Raw genomic sequence first — 18,909 nt, 5'->3', positions numbered from 1 at the left:
GGCTTTACGCGGACGTTTGCTCTGTGCGGTCGTTTTCTTTTTCTGGCTCATCGCATCTGCCCTCTGTCTTTCATCTTTTCCTTGGTGATCTCCCGGTGCTTGGCAACACGCTCCTTGGCCTGCTCCAGCTTCTTTCGGATGGACTGCCGCTGCTCCTTTTTCAGCGAAACTCCGGTATATTCCTTGAATGCCGCCGTCATAACATCCACATCTTTTGCCTTGAAAAAGACCAGATATTCGGTTTTCCCCTCTTTTTCTGCCTTTTTCAGACTATAATCAACGCCGTACTTCCGAGCTACCCGGTCAAACGACTTGATGTTATTGTCCGTGACAACGATATTGGTAAGCTGTGCGCCGCTCTGTTGCAGGCTCTTGATGCTCTGCTTTCCTCTCTTACATCGGTTCTGCCCTCCCATCTTCTTCGACTGCTGTTTTTTCTTCTCGATCTCTGAAAGCAGCTTTGTCAGTGCTGCTTTCAGAAGCTGCGCCGAGATTTTTCCGCCTTTGATGCACAATGCCATCGTTTTTTCGTTTACTTCATCCTGCACCTGCGCCCTCCTTTCCGGTTTATAGTTTTATCCAAACGGCATCAGACACTGACTGTGCCTGATACCGGGGGAGCCGTATCGCCAAAGACCGAACGAAATTTCTTTCTGCACTGGTGCATCATGTAGCCGCACTCCCTGCGGTGTCGGCAGGAAATGCAGGGATGGTCACTGTCCGTTCCCGGACGCTGGCGCATCATACGTTCAAACGGGCTATTCGTAAAGTTCATAGGCTCACCCCTCCTGTTCTGCCATCGGAAGAATCCCACGCCGTTTCAGTTCGTGGTACAGAAACTTCCTGCCTTTGTGCGTCCATGCCGTATGCAGCTTTTCCACTGCACTGCCATCACTCCGATGGAGCCGGAAAACAAGGTTTGCAGTATATCCCTTATCCTGATGCTTTGCATACAGCACCCACTGGTTATTGGCCCGGTACTGGATACCGTGCAGATGGAGCAGACGATTGAACACCTTTGCACCGCAGCCGTACTCTTTTGCGATCTGTGTCGTTGTCACCAGCGAATCGGGCGGCTGTGATTCGTAAAAACGCTTCGGCGGCGCGTGGCTTTTGCACTTGTGCTGATGCAGCAGTTCAATGACTGCCTGCATCCAGTGATCCGTTCCCATGCAGTGCTGTCCTTCGCAGCTGCGGAAACAGTCGTTCTTGTGGAAGTGATGGAGCTTGTACAACTGCTTTGCCATCTCCAGCGTAATCCGGTAGTCTTTCACATACCGCTGCACCGTGCGCCCGCCCTCATCCTGCGGACGGACACGGGGAACGAACTCATAGTCCCGGCCCTCCACAAATCCATACTGGCACATCCGGGGGAACCACTTGCGGAAGTCACTCCGAATCTGCATCTGGTCGTACAAGTCTCTCGCCCAGATCACCGAGGGAGCCATATCAAAATCCATAAAAAACACGCTCATTGCATCGTCCTCCTTAATTGCTTCTGCCGCCCCATCCGAAATCATGTCTGACCTGTGCAGCGTAATAGCTGTCAATCGTGGTCGGAGCATTATACAGTGTAGCAAGCAGATATTGTTTGATGTTTCGTACCTGTGTGGTATTGCTTTTCAGGCATTCCATTACATACTGGATGTGCATGGAATCCAGCTTCATCAGGCGGCTTTTGACCACCTCTTTCGGCTTTTCTTCCCCGCAAATGCGCAGGAACTTCTTTCTGCTGGTTACGGTTTCCACAAGAAGTTCCAGAATCTCCATCAGGATTTCCCGGTCATGTGGGAAGTTCTTCTCTAAGATTGGGATTTCCAGCTTGTCTTGAAAATAGAAGCGATACCTTTCATCTTCCCGCATCTCCCCGGATATGTTTTCACCAGATTGTGCAGAATAGATTAGATCAGTCTCACTACTATCAGTATTATTATTTATATCAGTCTTACTTCCGTTTGATTTCCATACTCCCGGAAGTTCGCTTTTCAAACCACCAGAAGTTTGATTTTCATACTTCCAGTAGTTCGATTGTGAAAGTCCCGCATAGAGGTCTTTTACATAGAGCAGGTTCGGCTTTCCCAAGCCCTGCCTGCGCCGCTCAATAAGCTGATATTCATGTTCCAGCTCGTCCAGCAGTTTGACCGCTTTTTGTCTGGCACATCGAATCGAATCCATGATCTCATCTATCGTACAGATGATATAGGCATTTCCATTCTCATCCTGCCAGCCATTTTTAAGCGAAAGATTCATCCGATCCAGCAAGACAGCATACAGCAGCTTTGCGTCGCCGGACATCTTTTCAAACAGGTCTACCTTGATGAGTGCTTTCGGCACACGGTAGAAACTGTATCGGTCTGCTTCCAGACCTCTGAAATACGGGTACTTCATGTAGATTCATCACCTCCCCTCTTTCTGGATTTGCACTATTATAAATAACAGTACATTCCTACGACGGAGCATCTTTCGACACTCCGCCGCATTGTATCTGCTGTTATTTGAGCTTTGCCATTCTGCCCCAGCCCGTTCCTGCCCCATATTTCAGCGGCGTTTTCTCTGACAAGACACGCAGGATGCACATTCAATATCAGAAGTATCTCTCTGGGATGGCTTATTCAATTTTCAAGGTTCCTGTGGAGGGGTTTTGTGTTGTCCTCTCATCCTTAGAATCGGAGAAGGGTCATTTCGCAAGGTGTTTTTGAAAAAAACTCAAAAAAATTTTTGAGCCGCCCAATTCAGATTGTTTTCTGTGATTGGACGGCTCATCTTTTGATTATGTATAATATGTTAGCAACTGCACAGTGCCCGGAAGTGCTTTTTCTGTATCTTGTAAATTGCTGCGTTATAAATTCCGGTAAGATTCTGGCGGGTCATGCCAAGGTGTTTTGCCGCCTCTGTAAAAGAAAGACCATGGAATAGGTGGATGTGAACGACTTTTCTCTGCAAATCAGTCAAAGTAGAGAGCAGTTCTTCCACTCTTTCCTCACTTATCATTCTTTCCAGTGTACTGACTGCGTCATCGACTCCCTCCAGGATTTCTTCCTTATACTCCCTATCCTCACGGGATGGCATCCATTTTCCCTGAATGATCTCGTAGTTCATGAAAATACGATCCTCTCCTTCCAGAACCAGACGGATGTGCCACTCGTATTCATCAAATTCCTCTTCCTCAATGTGATGCCCCGCACCCTCCAGTGCATCATATTTATAATGTACGCAGTTGCGAAGCGAGAAAACGGTCACTCTTTTATGCGCCCGGTAAATCACATAACCATTTTGGTAGACACTGATGCTTCCATGATTTTCCAGAATCTTCTCAGCTACCACTGGCACACCAGATACCTCAAGTGCCTTCACGGTTGGAACACGCTGTTCCTTGTACGAAGGGAGTTCAACAAGCTTTTTCAGATCCTTGAATGTCATCATAATGTCCACCTTTCTGCCTTTTGGCTGCGGGCGGTCTGAAACAAAAATGCAGCAAAAGTTGTCCCAGACTTACCCGTTTTTTTTGAACGGGAAGTCTAAGACTTCTCCTACTGCATCGCTATTTCATGATTCACTTTTAAGGTGTGATGTTTAGTCTCTCATATATAGAATTGCTGGAAGGGCATTTCGCAAGGTGTTTTTGAAAAAAAAATTAAAAAAACCGGAACAGGATGAGTTACTCACAGGCGCACTACTGCGCTGCATTCGCTCATTCTGTTCCGGCCTATATCACATATTGCTACGGTATCGCTCTAAACAAACAGATATTATATTGTAGACCCAAAAGAACGTCTGGTGGAGCTGGTCGGCTAACCAAGTGCCGCCTAAGATTCCACCTCTGCGCTTTCAGTGTCCGATGAAGCACTCTGCTTCAGGCTTCTTTCCGTTGGTTCTCTTCTGTGAAAAATTCGATACTCTTCACGGGAAGGCCGTGAATACACTCCACCAGAGATTCAGCAGAAATATAATCTTCACAGCCACCACGCTTGATCTGAAGCATATTCTTTCCATCAACGACACTGCGATTCCCGATCCGCAGCCCCTTTGGGGTGCGGATTTCATGTTCTCCGTTGCTCATCTTCTCACGGCCTCCTTTGTGTTGGTTTAAGTTTCTTTTTTCTATTCAATTTCACCTTTTGAACTTCCGCTCTTTTTTCACCTTTTTCGACTTGCATATTTACGTTTTTTACGGTATAATAATCCAAAAGATGATAGAATATAGCATATATTATAAGCAAGTCGTGTCGCCGTGTCAAGAGGAAAATGTGAAAATTCGTTGCATCTTCCAGATTGAATATTTACAAATCCCGTTGCACATTGTTACAGCACGATAACTACGCCATAGAAAGGTTGCAAACATGAAATTTGGAGAGAAAGTTCGCGATCTACGAAAGAAACATTCTTTAACACAGGACGAATTGGCACAATGTCTGGGTATCAACAAACGAACGATCATCGGATGGGAGCGTGATGGCCGCTACCCTCGCAGTATTGAAATGCTTGAAAAGATGGCCGATATATTCCATGTACCTCTGACCTATTTACAGCCGGATCAGTCTTTATTTATCGAACGTGCCGCCGAAGCCTACGGAAAAAAGGGCAAAATAGAAGCCCAGCATCTCGCATTTGAGCTTACTGAGCTATTTGCCAGCGGAGAGTTGACCCCGCAGGATATGGACGGCATCATGTATGAAATGCACAAAGCCTATTTTAAGTACCGAGAACAAAAACGAGAAAAGGAACGAATAATGAACCTGTGAACCACTGTTCTATTCACTATGCTATCCCCGGAAGGAGATCACATTATGGATTCTGCATTTATTCACCAAGCTGCTAATGAACTTGTCCAAAATGTCGGAACTCGCAACATCAAACAGATCGCGCGCAGTTGCAGTCTGGACATCAGTGAAACATCTCGCATTAAAGATATGTTGGGTTTGCTTTCACTCTATTTTGATAAGCCACTGATCCTTATCAATCGCCAGCTAGACAAACAGACAAAGCAGATGGTGTGCGGTTATGCGCTCGGACATTATCTGGAGCATCAGCTTCTTATGGACTTGCATACTCTGAACAAGTTTCTGACCATTAAGGATAAGCACATCCTTCTTTATGAGCATAACGCTTTCACATCCCACCTGATGCTAGACAGTGAGGAAGTCTATCAGATGACGAAACGCAAGATGGATGCTGCTCAGATTGCCGATGCCAAACGCATTCATATCAATCTGGTGTTGGTAAAGCTTCTTGAACTGCATCATCTGGGGTATGATCTTCGGCACTACCAAGCCCAGCACCATGCATTTATCAAGCAGCTCAACCTGCCGGCACATTTTCAGTTTGATGTGGCCGCCGGATAACTGTATTTTCTTATAACCCTAAAACCCGTAATGGACGGTGCGTTATGCCTGTCCATCACGGGTTTTTCGTGTTATTTCAGTTTTTCGAGAATTTCATCGGCACTCATGCCTTCGGCAAGCAACTTCTTCAGAACGGATTCCGCTTCTGCTTTCTTCGCTTCTTCTGCAGCCTTAGCATCTGCCTTTGCCTTCTTTGCTACCAGAGTGGCCACTTCTTTTTCGGCCTTCTTCAGAGCAGCCTTTTTTGCTTTCAAATCAGCCTTCAGAGTGTCAATGTTTGCGGTGATGGATGCAATCTCAGCTGTGAGTGCTTCCTTTGCGGACTGCTTTTCTGCAATCTGCGTTGCAAAATCAGCAGTCACAGTTTTGGGCTTATTCTTGCTACCTTTGGTTCTGGGCATAGGACACAAACCTCTTTCCTATTATGATGGCTCAAGTATATCACAAATCTGCAAATAAATCAGCCTTATACACGCCGTTCTCTAGCATCTTCTTGAAGCTGTCCTTTACGGCTGCGACATCTTCGTGATAGGTCATGCCATACCAGGTGTCGTTGGTCTTCAGAACCTTTACGGACATTTTTCCCTGCTCCAGCAGTTCACCGATAAAGATAGGAATCAGATACTCTGCTTTCAGCGGATTACCCTGGACCTCTTCCTTAAAGAACTCCTTAAAGCCATCTTCCAGCACAGTCAAAAAGTCAGGAGTCAATCCCCACATGTTCATGGAAACCAAAGAGTCAACATCAACAGCTACGCCGTCTGTTTCTGCCCCAGTTGCAGTTTTTACAATATTCTTGGTTTCCACAACCTCAGTCAAATTGTTCTGGTCGTCCATCTTGCAAACACCACGGGTTACTCCGCCATTATCGGACAGAGTATTCTTCAGCACGAAGCCTGCCATACAGGACTTGCCGCCATTTACCAAATACTCGTGGACTGCTTTGAAACCTTCTTTGCCATAGTAATCATCTGCGTTGATCACAATGAACGGGGTATCAATCACATTCTTTGCTGCAAGCACAGCCTGTCCGGTTCCCCACGGCTTTGTCCGACCTGCCGGAAGTTCTCCCGGAATATCGTTGATATCCTGAAATGCGTAGTCCACAGTGACACCATGAGAAGCACAAATGGAGGCAATGCGATCGCCGATGACCTCTTTGAATTCCTTCTCGATATCCTTACGGATAATAAATACCACATGATTGAAACCAACCTCAATCGCATCATGGATTGAGTAATCCATGATGATATGTCCAGCATCATCCACTGGCTCTAACTGCTTGATTCCTGTTCCGAAGCGACTGCCAATACCGGCTGCCATAATAAGTAATGTTGTTTTCATAGTTCTCTCCTCTCGCAGTTTATTCATAATTTAGTCTATTAGTTTCTCTTTTCGAGCAATTAAAAATATCACTTCTTTAACACATTTTTCATCATATTCCTGATAGTTGTTTCTTTACTTTATTTAAATAATACATAATATTTTTAACTACAAAAAAAACTGTCTCTTTCATAAAAAAATAACAGACTATAACCGTTACGGCCACATACACACACAAGCCTAAAATTGGAGATAGCTTATATCCACAAAAACAATAAGTTCCCATGATTACGAATAAAGAAAGATACTCCTTATTACTGAATCTCAATTCTTTGTCTTTGTACTCGCAAATGAGCATCCAAATAATGGATGTACAAAATGTTGCAAAAGCAATCGAAATAGTACTATTATAGACAGCAAAGAAAAGCGCGTTTAGTACTGCACCTAAGACAATCATTACTACCATCTGTTGCAAATAAATATTTTGTTGCTTTTCTGCTTTATATAAATTTACATATATTGATTTAACTACAATATAAAAGACTTGTGCTCCAAACAATAGAAAAATCACATCATTCGCCGCAAGATAAGTATTTAAATAATGAACCAATATCCATTTTGCAGGAAATGCAGCCGAAATAACAACAAATCCCCATATCAAAGATAATTTCTTTACACTCTTAATTTCATTTAGACTAGGTTTTTTACAAAAGTAATTATACATTGATACAGTTATTGGCGAAACGAATACATTTATTATATTTTCCATGCTCACAGCAAAAGAATACATAGCAAAATCAAATGACAGCAATAAAATCTTAACAAACCATCTATCTAACCCAGTAAAAATACTACTAGAAAAATTACCAAGCATAAGAATAATTCCTGATGAGATGTTTTCTTTATACTCATTCATATTTAGAGAACCTAATTTCAGGAATCTAACCTTTGTTTCTAACTTTAGCAACAGTATTACAGTGACAACTAATCCTATAATAACCTGTATCCAAATGTACCACAAATAGTTATCTGATTTAATAATATAAATTAAAATTAAATTAAAAATAAATACAGATACTTTTTCTATGTTTAACGCCCTGCTATAAGCTCCAAATTCACCAGTTGCCTGATATAATGACTTCAAATAGCCTAATATATTATACGATATTATTCCGAAAGAAAATGCAATCACAATATTATCATTAAGAAACAACCCTACAGCAAGGACAAAAAGCTGCATTAAAATTATTAATATTGAATAGTTAAAAAAATTATCCGCAAGTTCCTTTTTGTTTATTTGATCAAGGTTTTTTCCTCCGTACTTCAAGTACATACCATCATTGTATCCAATACTAAAAAAACCCGCATACGTCAGATACAATGCGTAAGTTTTTATAAGACTATAAGAATCAACTGAAACATATTTTGGAATCAAAAAATTAGTAACGACGCTAATTACCAAACCAATTAAATTAGCGATCATTACCTTAAGGAGTCCTTTTCTCATAAGGCTGTTTTCTCCTCTCTATTATCGTATACATTTAAAAGCCAATAATAAACACTATCCGGGCTCGTATTCACCTTGCACTTATTAGATAATTTAATTATTTTTGTGTTTTTTATAATTTCATCAACACTCTCTTTTACATCAGAATAATCTTTTGTAAACATTTTTGCTAATTGCATTGTTTTAGTATTGTTTACCGGAACTTGATTGACTTGATCTCTGCAAAACGGGGATACATCAACCAACAAAGAGATAAAACAGTCAATTATCAAATAGCAAATCGGATATTTTTCATTCCTCCAATATTTTTCTTGCAAATCTGCTAAATATTTAAAAAATTTGTTTCCTTTACATGACGCCATAAAAAATGTAGACCATTTTCCTTCGCAAATATGATAATCTGATCGTTCCCCATGTCTTATCGTATAAAATCCATATTTAGTCAGATCTTCATCCACATTATCCGTCAAAAATAATGTCGCATCCATCCATATTCCACCGTATTTATATAACAACCTAGTTCTTATATAATCAGAAAAATGTTGAATAGAAATCTCATTATTTTCCAATTTACTCCAGAAAAAATCCGGAACATCAAGATAATTCATAAGATTCGTCTTATCAATGATTACAACATTGTGCTTACCCTTAAACTTAATAATCGTACTAAGACATTTTTTCACCAATTCAGGAGCATTACAAATCCCTTGCCACCAAAATACCCAAATATTTGAGTTTTCATCTATTCTTCCAATTTCATCACTATCATCGAAGCTATAATCTGACAAGTAATGTGAATAAAGGTAGTCTTTGCACAATCTGTAGTATTTTTTATTAATTTTCTTCCACAACGAAATATGTTTTATAAACGGAATAGACAACAGAAAATTATAACATCCTAACGAAAGCCCAAAATAGCGATATATCGAAATAATATTTCTAATCTTTCCTTTAATTTTTTTCACTTATATCTTCACCTCTTGTCAGTCCGAAAATAATACTATCGACATTTTCTTCGGTAATATCTTTAGTGAGCAAGTCTAATTGATTTACGCTTAACTCACAATTAGCCAAATCAATACCAATGATTTTTTTTATAATGCTCTCCGAAAACCTATATTTAATTATTCTGGCAGGTGAGCCGCCCACAATAGCGTATGGTGGCACATCTCTTGTTACGATTGAACCTGTTGCGATAATTGCACCTTTGCCTACTGTAACCCCTGACAATATCCATGCCCCATCACCAATCCAGACTTCATCTTCAATCTTGATTGGTCCTTTCGATCTAACATCATTAGTCAAACCAAAAACTCTATACCTATATGGAAATGTAGTGATACATTTATAATTGTGTTCACCACCCAATAAAAAATTTGCGCTTCCTGCAATCGAACAATTATTTCCAATTGTTAATGCTTCGTTGGGAGCTCCAGTATAGTTAATATTTAACTTTCCGTATGTATTCTTTCCAACATTCACTCCATTGTTTTGAATTAATTTTAATAAATTTGGAGTTGTAATGTAACCTATGCTTGTATGATTATGCTTATTGTTTTTTTTCCAAAGTTTGCGTATTTTTAGATCTTTTACGTAATTTAATATTTTTCTTATCATATATCTTCACCTAAACAATATTCCTTTTTCTATACTTAATCTTTAATCCTCTAATTTTTACACAGGTAAATATATAATACACCGCAAATAATACAATCAATGTTGTCAAAAAATTGAATGAAATGAATGATTTATAAAAGGTATCATCGATAGGCATTTCAAATACGTGATAAGACAAATATGCATACAAAAAATACGTAAATTTCGATTTTTGTTTGCTTTGCTGTTTAATCTTGGCGTAAAAAGCATTGAAGAAGAAAGAGCAAATGGTCTGTAAAACAATTACCCCCATAATACCAAAATCATTATAATATCTTCTTACAGCGCCATAAACATTTCCAATAGAAACACCATTTGACCTTCTAAACTCCAAATTTGAATTTGTCAAATATATCCCAGAAACATCAACAAATCCAAATTTCTGTAATGTGGAATAAACACCCATGAATGTTTCTTGGCCCCATATTTGCCGGCTTCCTGTTGGTGGATTATCTAAATATAAATTAAAATTTTGAATTGAGCCCCCTGCATAATATCCTATATAATCCAAAATAGAATTTACTGTATTACCCACTCGTACTACATATTTCAATAAATAAAATCCTACAAATACAGCAGCCATAAGTTTCAATCCAATTTTGATGTACTTAAAGGATATTCTTTTTTTCCATTCACTTTTTTTCATAGTGATAATATAGGATGTCATAAAGCCAGTAGAAACCAACCATAAAATGTATCCTCTACCACCTCCAATAATATTTTGAAGTGCTGTTAATACTACAAACGGGATTAGCCAATAATCCCGTTTTATATTACGATCAATTTGATTATTGTACATAAGTATAAACAATGCCGTAAAACCAAATGACCTTCCTAGCTTGAGAAACTGATTTGCTAATGTAGATAATCCCTCTGCATCAGCATTATTAGCAGTATACATTCTATAATAAGAGAACATTCCTGCTATTCCGAGTGGATTTCCACCAATAAGGGATATGCGATAAACCTCTCTAAAGTAATAAATAGAGATAAGTATATCGACAATAAGACATCCTATAAGTATTCCTTTGTCGAATTCTATGATTTCCAATTCATAATCTGATTGTATTCCCACCTTATTATTTTTTATATTAAAAAACACAGAGGGTAGTACAAACGATAATATCATTATTATCATCACACAAAATGCTTTGTCCGAATACTCAATTCCCCATGATTTTTGATTCAATACAGTAAACATTACACATATTACATATATCATGCTGCACAGAACCGATGGGGCAAGAAGATCTCTTTTATTAATCAAATATGCTAACATAAAAATTATGATAGTGCATATCCATAATACAACTAGCATTTTTACGATTATCTCCTTCCTGTTCCAATATATGCCCTTTTATCATTCTAAATATAATTCCTTTCAAAACTTCTTATACTGCTGAATCCTTCAAAACAGTTTTCAATAGTATTCTGCTTTTTATCTTCAGGGAGTCCGAATACTCATTTTAAGACATAATACAAATCTGTAAGCCACAATCGTTTCCGTGAATAATAATTTAGAACTGAAACCATCTTCACAATTCCTGTTACAGATCTTCTGCTTAAAAGATCTATTCTTTTACAATACACTTTGTATTGTTTCGATATGAATTCTACTTGTTTTTTTGTAAGGAAGTTGCTATTCAGCATATTTTTGATGATAGACGTCTCCTTATACATCCTATCAATTCTATTACTGGACGTATGAGCCATACGACTCGATGCATTATTATCATGACGTCTAAATTCAATAGTGTCTTTATTAAAAAGGTATGCTGTTCCTCTTAACACCGCTAAGCCCCAAAGTAGACAATCATGCGGGTAACCATCAAACCATATTTCATCATAATATTCAAGCAGACTTCTTCTAATACACATGGTACATCCAGGTCTGGCTGGCTTAACCCATGATGCCAAGCGATTAATCTTTATTAATGAGCCATAAAACTTTTCGTAATTGACCTTCTGCGGTTTATTTCCTTCGTAAAATGGATGCGGATTAGAAGCCAGTAACTGTATTTGCTTATTGCTTTCCATAACAGAATACATTTGTTCTACTTTATCATTATGCCAAATGTCGTCTTGATCGGCTAAAAAAATAATCTCTCCTGATGCCTTCATTAGAAGTTTGGAAAAATTCTTAGAATATCCTAGATTATTCTCATTCCTATAAACAGACCATTGCTCCAAGCTATGTGATTTTATATAATCAAGAATAAATTCATACGTCCCATCAGTTGAACGATCATCTGCAATAATAACTTCATCCGCAATTAGCGTCTGATTTCTCAAAGACTCTAATTGCTCTTCAATAAAATTCTTACCATTATATGTTGCCATCACAATCGATATCATATTACTGGTCTCCATTCCGAATTAAATCTTTATATTTTTCCTGATATTCTAAGGCCATTCTTTTTGCATGCAAATAATTATAAGCACAATTTTTCACTAGGCTATTAATTTTATCATCTTTAACTTTATTTTTAATGATAGTTGATAAATCATCAACATTATCCAAATCAAATAATTCTATTCCTTCTTCACAACATTTTTTTACCTCAATATGTGAATCTATGCGTGATAACACAGGCGGCAAACCTAAAGCCATCCCTTCCATTACTGCCATAGGTAAACCTTCAGATAGAGATGCTGATATAAAATAATCAGATAATTGCAAATAATTTGCAGGAGTTGAAACTTTTCCAACAAATATCACATTATCTTTTTTTGCAGATGTTTTTAATGCAACTAGTTCATCCCCATCTCCAATTACTAGTAACTTATAATTATTTGGAAGTGTATTGAACACCTCTATTAAAAATTTGACATTTTTTCTTTTAGATAAATATCCACAAAACGCATAAACTGTATCTGATTCTTCAATTTTCAACTCACTTCTTTTAATAGATTTATTGACTACAAGCATTGTAGGATCTATTCCATTTCTGATATAATCAAATTTAACTTTTCGATTTTCATAAATTTTGTTTGATATAGTTTCTGAACAGGCTATTGGACAATCCATTCTTTTTAGATTATGTAAAAAGATATTGGCTACAATAGTTCCTTTAACCTTTCCATATTTCATTATCAAATCAATATCCGGATCACAATGAATAGTAGTTATTTTTTTAGACCCATTTTTCGTATGAACGTTTATCCAATCTGCCAGTCCACCATGTGAATGTATAATGTCCGGACTAATTCTTTTAATCTCTTCGAATGCTTTATTTATCCTTTTCAATTTGTTATTTTCATTTATAATTATTAATTCACAATTTAAATTGCTAAAATCTCTAGCATTAATATCGCATTTCTTGAGTGCCATCACATATATCTTGTATTGCGTATTATCTAAATATTTACACAAACTATATAACATATTAACTGGGCCACCATTTTTCAAGCTGTTAATCAAATACAGAACTTTTCTCATTTTTCTCTCTCCTCGATAACAAAATACTTGATGCCTTTCTTTTCAAGCATTGACAGCACTCGCTTCATACACTCTATTGCGAAATCCAAATATTTATCATCTGATAACAAATCCTTTTGCAATTCTGAACCGCCATTATTCTTTCTCAATAATAATCTATTCTTTATTTCATCTTTCTCCGCACTGATAAACAACACCGTATCACAACAATACTCGTTGAACATATCAAAAATACCGTTAATCGCTTCAATAGAATCTTTAGAATTATAATAAAATGCCCATAGGACCTGCCCCAATCCCTCATCAATTAGAACATCTTTATCTTTATATTTATCTAATAGTCCCAATGTCATAAATAAATATAAATTCATTTTAATCTTGGTTTTTCTAGAATTAAAATGAATATTATTTAATCTATTTATGCCTAGTAAATAGCGTTTTGGGTTTCTTGCGGCAAAAAAAACATAGAAAACAATTTTATTCAAATTTTGACGAATTCTATTATCGGAATATATATTGTTTTCAAGTATATTTGTATAATCGCCCAATTTTTTCTTTGCATATGTTGTTTTTCCTGCTCCCGGCAGGCCTAACAATTCAATCATTCTATTAACTCCCTATATTTTTACATTTGATTTTTTTCCATATTTCAATTCCAACCAGCGCTAATGCAATTCCTATCGCATACCCTATCAAATCAAATCTCATATCTATGAAATCAAATTCTCTCCCCGGAAGAAGTCCCTTCACAACTTCATCAATAAAGCTAATAGTCACACAAAATATTCCAGCTTTCAACCATTTACCAAAAACAAAATATGCGCTTCCACCAAGCAATAAATATTCTGGTATATGTCCAAGTTTTCTCATTAAAATATAGTCATTCCACCAATTTGCTTTTGATGAACTACTTACAACATTTCCAATAACAGCTTGTGTACTTTCTGTTAGTTGCTTCGATTCAGCCCCATTTTGAAAAGTCAATCCAAATATCAAAAGTAAGGAGAAAATTAGCGGAATATATCTTATATATTTCTTCATCTCGTCTTCCTTGTCTAAGCACTCATAGTTTTAGAATATTTTATCACTAATTCTTTGTTCCTATTATCATCGCATTTCCCAGGAAAAACAGCTATTGTTCTTCATTTTTCCTCTGCATCCTTCCAGATAAATGCGGTTCAAATCGGTAATCTCCAGTTCACCACGACCAGACGGTTTCAGGTTCTTAGCAAACTCGACCACACGGTTATCATAGAAGTACAAACCGGTGACACAGTAGTTGCTCTTCGTATGTTCTGGCTTTTCCTCGATAGAAATGGCCTTACCGTTCTTGTCAAACTCCACAATGCCGAAACGCTCCGGATCGTCCACATAGTAGCCAAACACCGTTGCGCCCTTGCCGTTTTCCGCCTTTTCCACTGCTGCGTTTAATCTCTTCTTCAGACCATGACCCGCAAAGATGTTGTCGCCCAGCACCATAGCCACAGATTCATTGCCGATAAAGTTGGCACCAATGATAAAGGCCTGTGCCAGTCCATCCGGAGACGGCTGAACAGCATAGGTCAAGTTCACACCAAACTAGTGTCCATCACCCAGCAGGTTCTCAAATCGAGGTGTATCCTGCGGTGTGGAGATAATCAAAATGTCACGGATGCCTGCGTCCATCAGGACAGACATCGGATAATAAATCATCGGTTTGTCATAGATTGGCAAGAGCTGTTTACTTGTTACCTTTGTCAATGGATAAAGGCGTGTGCCTGAACCACCTGCCAAAATAATGCCCTTCATCCTCCATTATTCTCTCGAAAAGCTTCCCATGCTCCGCAGAAACTCTCCGAGCATTAAATCTGTTATGCACATCTTCCAATCCTTGTGTCACCAATCTGTCTTTCAAATCATTTTCCTGATAGATTTGTAACACAGCTTCACTTGCTCCATGAGCGTCATCCGCTTCAACAAGCAAACCATTTTCTCCATTCCGTATTATATTAGGGATAGCATCCACTCTGCTCGCCACGATTGGCTTACCTGCCATCATATATTCCGGCAAAGCTAAACCAAAGCCCTCCCAGCGACTCAGTAAACACGCGACATCGAAAATTTCCACATAACTCATCGGATTATCAACCCATCCTGTAATATGTAAGCTTTCCGAGAAATTGTTGTCCTCCGCATATTTTCTAATTTTAGTTTCCTGATTTCCATTTCCAACAATAATAAAGTGTGCATTAGGCACTTTATCCTTAACTTGTTTTGCCATCTTAATAAAAACATCAGGTGCTTTCTGTGGACTCATTCGTCCAACCATACCGACGACGAATGCTTCTTCTGGAATATTCAGATCTCTTCTCTTAACTACACCGTGTTCCCCATTTTCATAGCCTTCAATATCGACACCGTTAAAGATAACCTGCAGTTTATTCTCTTTACAAATTTTCTTATCGAGAGCTGATTTTTTTTCTGCATCCGATATGCAGATGATCTTATCGCAAAATGGTGCTGCAATCTTCTCAATAGCAGTATATACAGCCTTTTTCTTTGCAGAACAACGCATATTAAAAGCCCAACCATGTGGATTGTACACACAATGATTTTTCAGTCCAATATCCGCAACACGAGCAATTGCCCCCGCCTTGCTAGAATGCGCATAGACAATGTCGGGGTTATATTTTTTTATTAGTGTTCTAACCGATTTAATTGCCTTTAAATCATTACTTCCGATGGCTCTTGTCATTTCTACCTGATCAAAATAATCAACCAAACCTTTGTAATCTTCTTCATGAAAATCTTGCGAACAAATCAAGATATTCTCAAACTTTTCTTTATCCAAATACTTGAGAAGCATTCGGATGTAGCGATCCACGCCGCCTGCTGCCTGCGCCACATGCAATATTCTGATTTTATTCTTTCTCATCTCCAAATACCCCTCATAATTTCACTAAATTTTATATACAATTTTGCAGAGATAGTATTTTCTTTTTAATCATGTGTCTACCACATAATTAAAAACAACATTTCTTTCCATCGTATTCTTTTACTCCTCAACTTACTTCATTGTACAACAACAAGCCTGTATACAGATTGCAGCAGCAATCTATACGCAGGCGCGCCTTCGTACCTCCTTATTCTGTTTTTTGCTCTATCAGCTTTCGCTGTGGTGGGTTAAGTATAGAGCGCAACCAGAAGCCATTAACTCCTGAAAACACGCTGACCGTAACGCACCATGACAAGCAGAAACAAGTTGAGGTAAAAAGGTCAAGCCGCGCAAACCCGCATGAAATCAGGATTATTTTTGGTTGCCCATATTATTTCACACTCCCCCGTGCCAACCACAGCAGTTTTATAATTTCTCATAGTGCTGTTCTCCCTCACTAATTCTTCATTTAATAAAGCAGCAAACAAGCCCACGGCGGATCACTCAATGGCAATCCACCGTAGGCTCGATTCGTTCTCCTTGATTTTTTACTTGCTGCTCATTTTGTGGGTCAAAACAGAGCTGCACCAAAACCTCCCACCTATAACCTCTGGATTTCAGCTTCTCCGCAGCCTGTCAGCAAATAAATATTTTTGTTGAACGAGTCGATCCGTCAAAATCCTTTATTTATCGTAGGTTTTCTTGGTTGACCCTATTATATCTCTAGCCCCTTTTCTTTCAATAGTTGGAACAAATTTCTGTCGGATTCCATCATATTCAATTTTATTGTCAAACTCTGCGCCACTCACGTGATGACCAGATCTGTTGTAGCAGGTAACCTGACATCCATCTCTTGCCATTCTGGTGCATAATTCTTTTACAACAATCTCTATCCCACCCTCACGGGACAATCGTTTTTGTCCGAACATGGACACTGCAAATCTATCTTTCATAAAGTTCTCCAAGGCTCCGTGATAAGGTAGCGGCAAACCATAGTTTTTTTAATAATTCATCAAACACATAATCCTGTCTGCTCCTGAACCGTGCTAAAAACGATAAGCCAACCGCAGTCCCCGCTTTGCGGCGATCACCGTTGGCTTGATCTTCCTTTTCTTCTACATCGCCCCTTCTCCTTTGACTACAAGAAATACCGTACGGATAAGGATCTTGATATCGAGCCCGATATTCCAGTTGTTGATGTACTCCTTATCGAGGTTGACAACCTCCTCAAAGTCGGTAATGTCACTACGGCCGCTGACCTGCCACATCCCGGTGATCCCCGGCTTGATCGCAAGCCGTGCCTTGTGGTGCGGCTCGTAAAGGTTCGTCTCTGAAATCAGAGGCGGGCGGGGCCCGACAAGGGGCATATCGCCCTTTAAGACATTAAAGAACTGTGGGGACTCGTCCAGGCTTGTCCGGCGGATAAAGTCGCCGATCCCGGTCTTTTTTGTTCCGTCCGGGAGGATCCTGTTTCCGATCACTCTCGGATCAAAGTCGAGCTTAAACATCTTTCCGTCACCGAGACGGTTTTCTTTCATAAGCTCTGCCTTTCTTTCCTCCGCATCCATGTACATGCTCCGGAATTTATAAATCTTAAAGTGCTTTCCGTTTCTTCCGACACGTTCCTGGGTAAAGAAGATCGGTCCCGGAGATGCAAGATAGATTGCCGGTGCAGCAAAGATAAAGATGATCCCTGTAAGGAAGCAGCCTACAAGACCGCCTGCGATATCCATTCCTCTTTTTAACATCAGCTGGAACGTAGAGGCGTAATTCATGCTCGTTGTTAAAACGGTATAGGCGCCGACCTTTTCGACAAACTGTCGTTTTCCTGGCATGCTTGTAATCTTTGCGAGGTTTAAATGGGTTGTCACACCGGCCTCCGTAAGAACACGGATCAGCTCCTTCGGGTACGGAAGCTCATCAGAGATCACAATAAGTGCCTCGTCGATCCATTCGTTGCAGACGTACTCCGGAATATCTTCCGTTCCGGCAACGACCGGGATCCCTTCGATCACATTTCCGACCCAGTCAGCGTCCACAAGGGCAACGCCACTGATCATATAGCGGGCGAAGTTGTTTTCTTTCATGCTTTTTACGACCCGGTGGGCAATATCCTGGGAGGTGATAATCAGAAGGGAGGTTTTTGTTCCCTCTTCCATCTGTTTTTTTAATCTTGACTTCAGGAAAAGTCTTGTGAGATAGGTGATGACCACATAAATCGGGATCATAAGGAACAACGCCAGTCTCGAATAATTCTGTCCCTGCTGAAGAGCAAACAGGTACAGGATCGTCAAAGCTGCGATGAACAGGGCATTTTTGACCGTAACGGTAAATTCCTTATAATATCCACGCTTCAACACGCCGCTCATGGTGCCGTTGAAGAAGATGACGAACAGATCTATGTACTCCAGAATGACCGCAACATTTCGATAAAGCATCGAACGGTACGGATGGAACCCGTATCCGCTTACGGCGTATGCCAGCAAAAAGGCAGCCTGAAGACAGATCAAATCCAAAAGAATAAAATCGATGTGTTTTAACCATTCCTGTGAATCTTTGCGATACATGCTTTTTCTCTCATTTCCCCTTGATATGTTACATTTATCTGATCCTGCATCGATCAAGAACGATGCAGTTTGTTTTCCAATTCACTAAAATCGTCTGCTATTCGTATGTTTTTCCGGAAGGATGCGCCGTCTGTCATCCAGGCGGCACACCCGGGTATGAA

21 protein-coding genes and 1 pseudogene are annotated in these 18,909 nt (G+C 39.3%); 2 read left to right on the top strand and 20 right to left on the bottom strand.

The window, feature by feature from the left end; all coding sequences use genetic code 11:
- Nucleotides 1-47: 47 nt before the first annotated feature.
- The 6 genes from FN001_RS04520 to FN001_RS04495 all read right to left on the bottom strand — a co-directional run bounded on the left by FN001_RS04520 (nucleotide 48) and on the right by FN001_RS04495 (nucleotide 4,060).
- Nucleotides 48-548 carry a PcfB family protein gene (locus FN001_RS04520; protein ID WP_142410968.1) on the bottom strand — a complete coding sequence of 167 codons (501 nt, stop codon included), beginning with the start codon at nucleotides 546-548 and terminating at the stop codon, nucleotides 48-50.
- Between the two features lie 41 nt (nucleotides 549-589).
- The gene (locus tag FN001_RS04515; RefSeq protein WP_118539045.1) at nucleotides 590-775 is read right to left on the bottom strand and encodes a hypothetical protein; all 186 of its coding nucleotides are present in this window, start codon (nucleotides 773-775) and stop codon (nucleotides 590-592) included.
- A gap of 4 nt (nucleotides 776-779) precedes the next feature.
- Entirely contained in the window at nucleotides 780-1,475 is a 696-nt protein-coding gene (locus tag FN001_RS04510) for a phage antirepressor KilAC domain-containing protein (protein ID WP_173016727.1), read from the bottom strand.
- Between the two features lie 13 nt (nucleotides 1,476-1,488).
- A complete protein-coding gene (locus FN001_RS04505; RefSeq protein WP_142410966.1) occupies nucleotides 1,489-2,388 on the bottom strand; it encodes a DUF6017 domain-containing protein in 900 nt (299 codons plus the stop codon).
- 396 nt (nucleotides 2,389-2,784) lie between these two features.
- Complete coding sequence (locus FN001_RS04500; RefSeq protein ID WP_142410965.1) at nucleotides 2,785-3,423, bottom strand: sigma-70 RNA polymerase sigma factor region 4 domain-containing protein; 639 nt, start codon at nucleotides 3,421-3,423, stop codon at nucleotides 2,785-2,787.
- Nucleotides 3,424-3,853: 430 nt separating this feature from the next.
- On the bottom strand, nucleotides 3,854-4,060 hold the full coding sequence (locus tag FN001_RS04495; protein WP_142410964.1) for a hypothetical protein: 207 nt from the start codon (nucleotides 4,058-4,060) through the stop codon (nucleotides 3,854-3,856).
- 280 nt (nucleotides 4,061-4,340) lie between these two features.
- On the opposite strand from FN001_RS04495, the gene FN001_RS04490 reads away from it, so the two are divergent.
- Nucleotides 4,341-4,742, top strand: coding sequence for a helix-turn-helix transcriptional regulator (locus FN001_RS04490; RefSeq protein ID WP_055185268.1), 402 nt, complete (start codon nucleotides 4,341-4,343; stop codon nucleotides 4,740-4,742).
- A 45-nt stretch (nucleotides 4,743-4,787) separates the two neighbouring features.
- Entirely contained in the window at nucleotides 4,788-5,342 is a 555-nt protein-coding gene (locus FN001_RS04485) for an ImmA/IrrE family metallo-endopeptidase (protein WP_185911836.1), read from the top strand.
- 71 nt (nucleotides 5,343-5,413) lie between these two features.
- On the opposite strand, the gene FN001_RS04480 is transcribed toward FN001_RS04485, so the two are convergent.
- From FN001_RS04480 to FN001_RS04415, 14 genes and pseudogenes are all read right to left on the bottom strand, one after another.
- Entirely contained in the window at nucleotides 5,414-5,743 is a 330-nt protein-coding gene (locus FN001_RS04480; protein WP_142410962.1) for a hypothetical protein, read from the bottom strand.
- 40 nt (nucleotides 5,744-5,783) lie between these two features.
- On the bottom strand, nucleotides 5,784-6,686 hold the full coding sequence (locus FN001_RS04475; RefSeq protein ID WP_142410961.1) for a sugar phosphate nucleotidyltransferase: 903 nt from the start codon (nucleotides 6,684-6,686) through the stop codon (nucleotides 5,784-5,786).
- A 91-nt stretch (nucleotides 6,687-6,777) separates the two neighbouring features.
- Complete coding sequence (locus FN001_RS04470) at nucleotides 6,778-8,172, bottom strand: MATE family efflux transporter (protein WP_142410960.1); 1,395 nt, start codon at nucleotides 8,170-8,172, stop codon at nucleotides 6,778-6,780.
- The gene (locus FN001_RS04465; protein ID WP_142410959.1) at nucleotides 8,169-9,137 is read right to left on the bottom strand and encodes a capsular polysaccharide synthesis protein; all 969 of its coding nucleotides are present in this window, start codon (nucleotides 9,135-9,137) and stop codon (nucleotides 8,169-8,171) included. The genes FN001_RS04470 and FN001_RS04465 overlap by 4 nt, the downstream gene beginning before the upstream one ends.
- Nucleotides 9,124-9,789 (bottom strand): DapH/DapD/GlmU-related protein, encoded by a 666-nt coding sequence (locus tag FN001_RS18590; protein ID WP_142410958.1) that lies wholly within the window; start codon nucleotides 9,787-9,789, stop codon nucleotides 9,124-9,126. Before FN001_RS18590 ends, FN001_RS04465 begins: the two co-directional genes overlap by 14 nt.
- 10 nt (nucleotides 9,790-9,799) lie before the next feature.
- Nucleotides 9,800-11,146, bottom strand: a complete 1,347-nt coding sequence (locus FN001_RS04455; RefSeq protein ID WP_142410957.1) for an O-antigen polymerase — start codon at nucleotides 11,144-11,146, stop codon at nucleotides 9,800-9,802.
- Between the two features lie 143 nt (nucleotides 11,147-11,289).
- Nucleotides 11,290-12,183 carry a glycosyltransferase gene (locus tag FN001_RS04450; protein WP_142410956.1) on the bottom strand — a complete coding sequence of 298 codons (894 nt, stop codon included), beginning with the start codon at nucleotides 12,181-12,183 and terminating at the stop codon, nucleotides 11,290-11,292.
- A 1-nt stretch (nucleotide 12,184) separates the two neighbouring features.
- Nucleotides 12,185-13,267, bottom strand: a complete 1,083-nt coding sequence (locus tag FN001_RS04445; protein WP_142410955.1) for a glycosyltransferase — start codon at nucleotides 13,265-13,267, stop codon at nucleotides 12,185-12,187.
- Nucleotides 13,264-13,872 carry a hypothetical protein gene (locus tag FN001_RS04440; protein ID WP_142410954.1) on the bottom strand — a complete coding sequence of 203 codons (609 nt, stop codon included), beginning with the start codon at nucleotides 13,870-13,872 and terminating at the stop codon, nucleotides 13,264-13,266. Before FN001_RS04440 ends, FN001_RS04445 begins: the two co-directional genes overlap by 4 nt.
- 4 nt (nucleotides 13,873-13,876) lie before the next feature.
- Nucleotides 13,877-14,308 carry a VanZ family protein gene (locus FN001_RS04435; RefSeq protein ID WP_142410953.1) on the bottom strand — a complete coding sequence of 144 codons (432 nt, stop codon included), beginning with the start codon at nucleotides 14,306-14,308 and terminating at the stop codon, nucleotides 13,877-13,879.
- A 120-nt stretch (nucleotides 14,309-14,428) separates the two neighbouring features.
- A pseudogene (locus FN001_RS04430) lies at nucleotides 14,429-15,055 on the bottom strand (sugar phosphate nucleotidyltransferase); the annotation flags it as partial.
- Nucleotides 14,988-16,181: a glycosyltransferase family 4 protein gene (locus FN001_RS04425; protein ID WP_142410952.1), complete on the bottom strand. Its 1,194-nt coding sequence runs from the start codon at nucleotides 16,179-16,181 to the stop codon at nucleotides 14,988-14,990. The pseudogene FN001_RS04430 and the gene FN001_RS04425, both read right to left, overlap by 68 nt.
- A gap of 683 nt (nucleotides 16,182-16,864) precedes the next feature.
- Nucleotides 16,865-17,134, bottom strand: a complete 270-nt coding sequence (locus FN001_RS04420; protein WP_486463478.1) for a hypothetical protein — start codon at nucleotides 17,132-17,134, stop codon at nucleotides 16,865-16,867.
- 162 nt (nucleotides 17,135-17,296) lie between these two features.
- Nucleotides 17,297-18,748, bottom strand: a complete 1,452-nt coding sequence (locus tag FN001_RS04415) for a sugar transferase (protein WP_142410951.1) — start codon at nucleotides 18,746-18,748, stop codon at nucleotides 17,297-17,299.
- Nucleotides 18,749-18,909: the final 161 nt, after the last annotated feature.

It is taken from the genome of Clostridium sp. Marseille-P7770 (assembly GCF_902143525.1).
Classification (GTDB): Bacteria; Bacillota; Clostridia; order Lachnospirales; family Lachnospiraceae; genus Pilosibacter.
The sequence above is the reverse complement of the archived record's forward strand: the minus strand, read 5'-3'. Positions and strand labels throughout refer to the sequence as shown.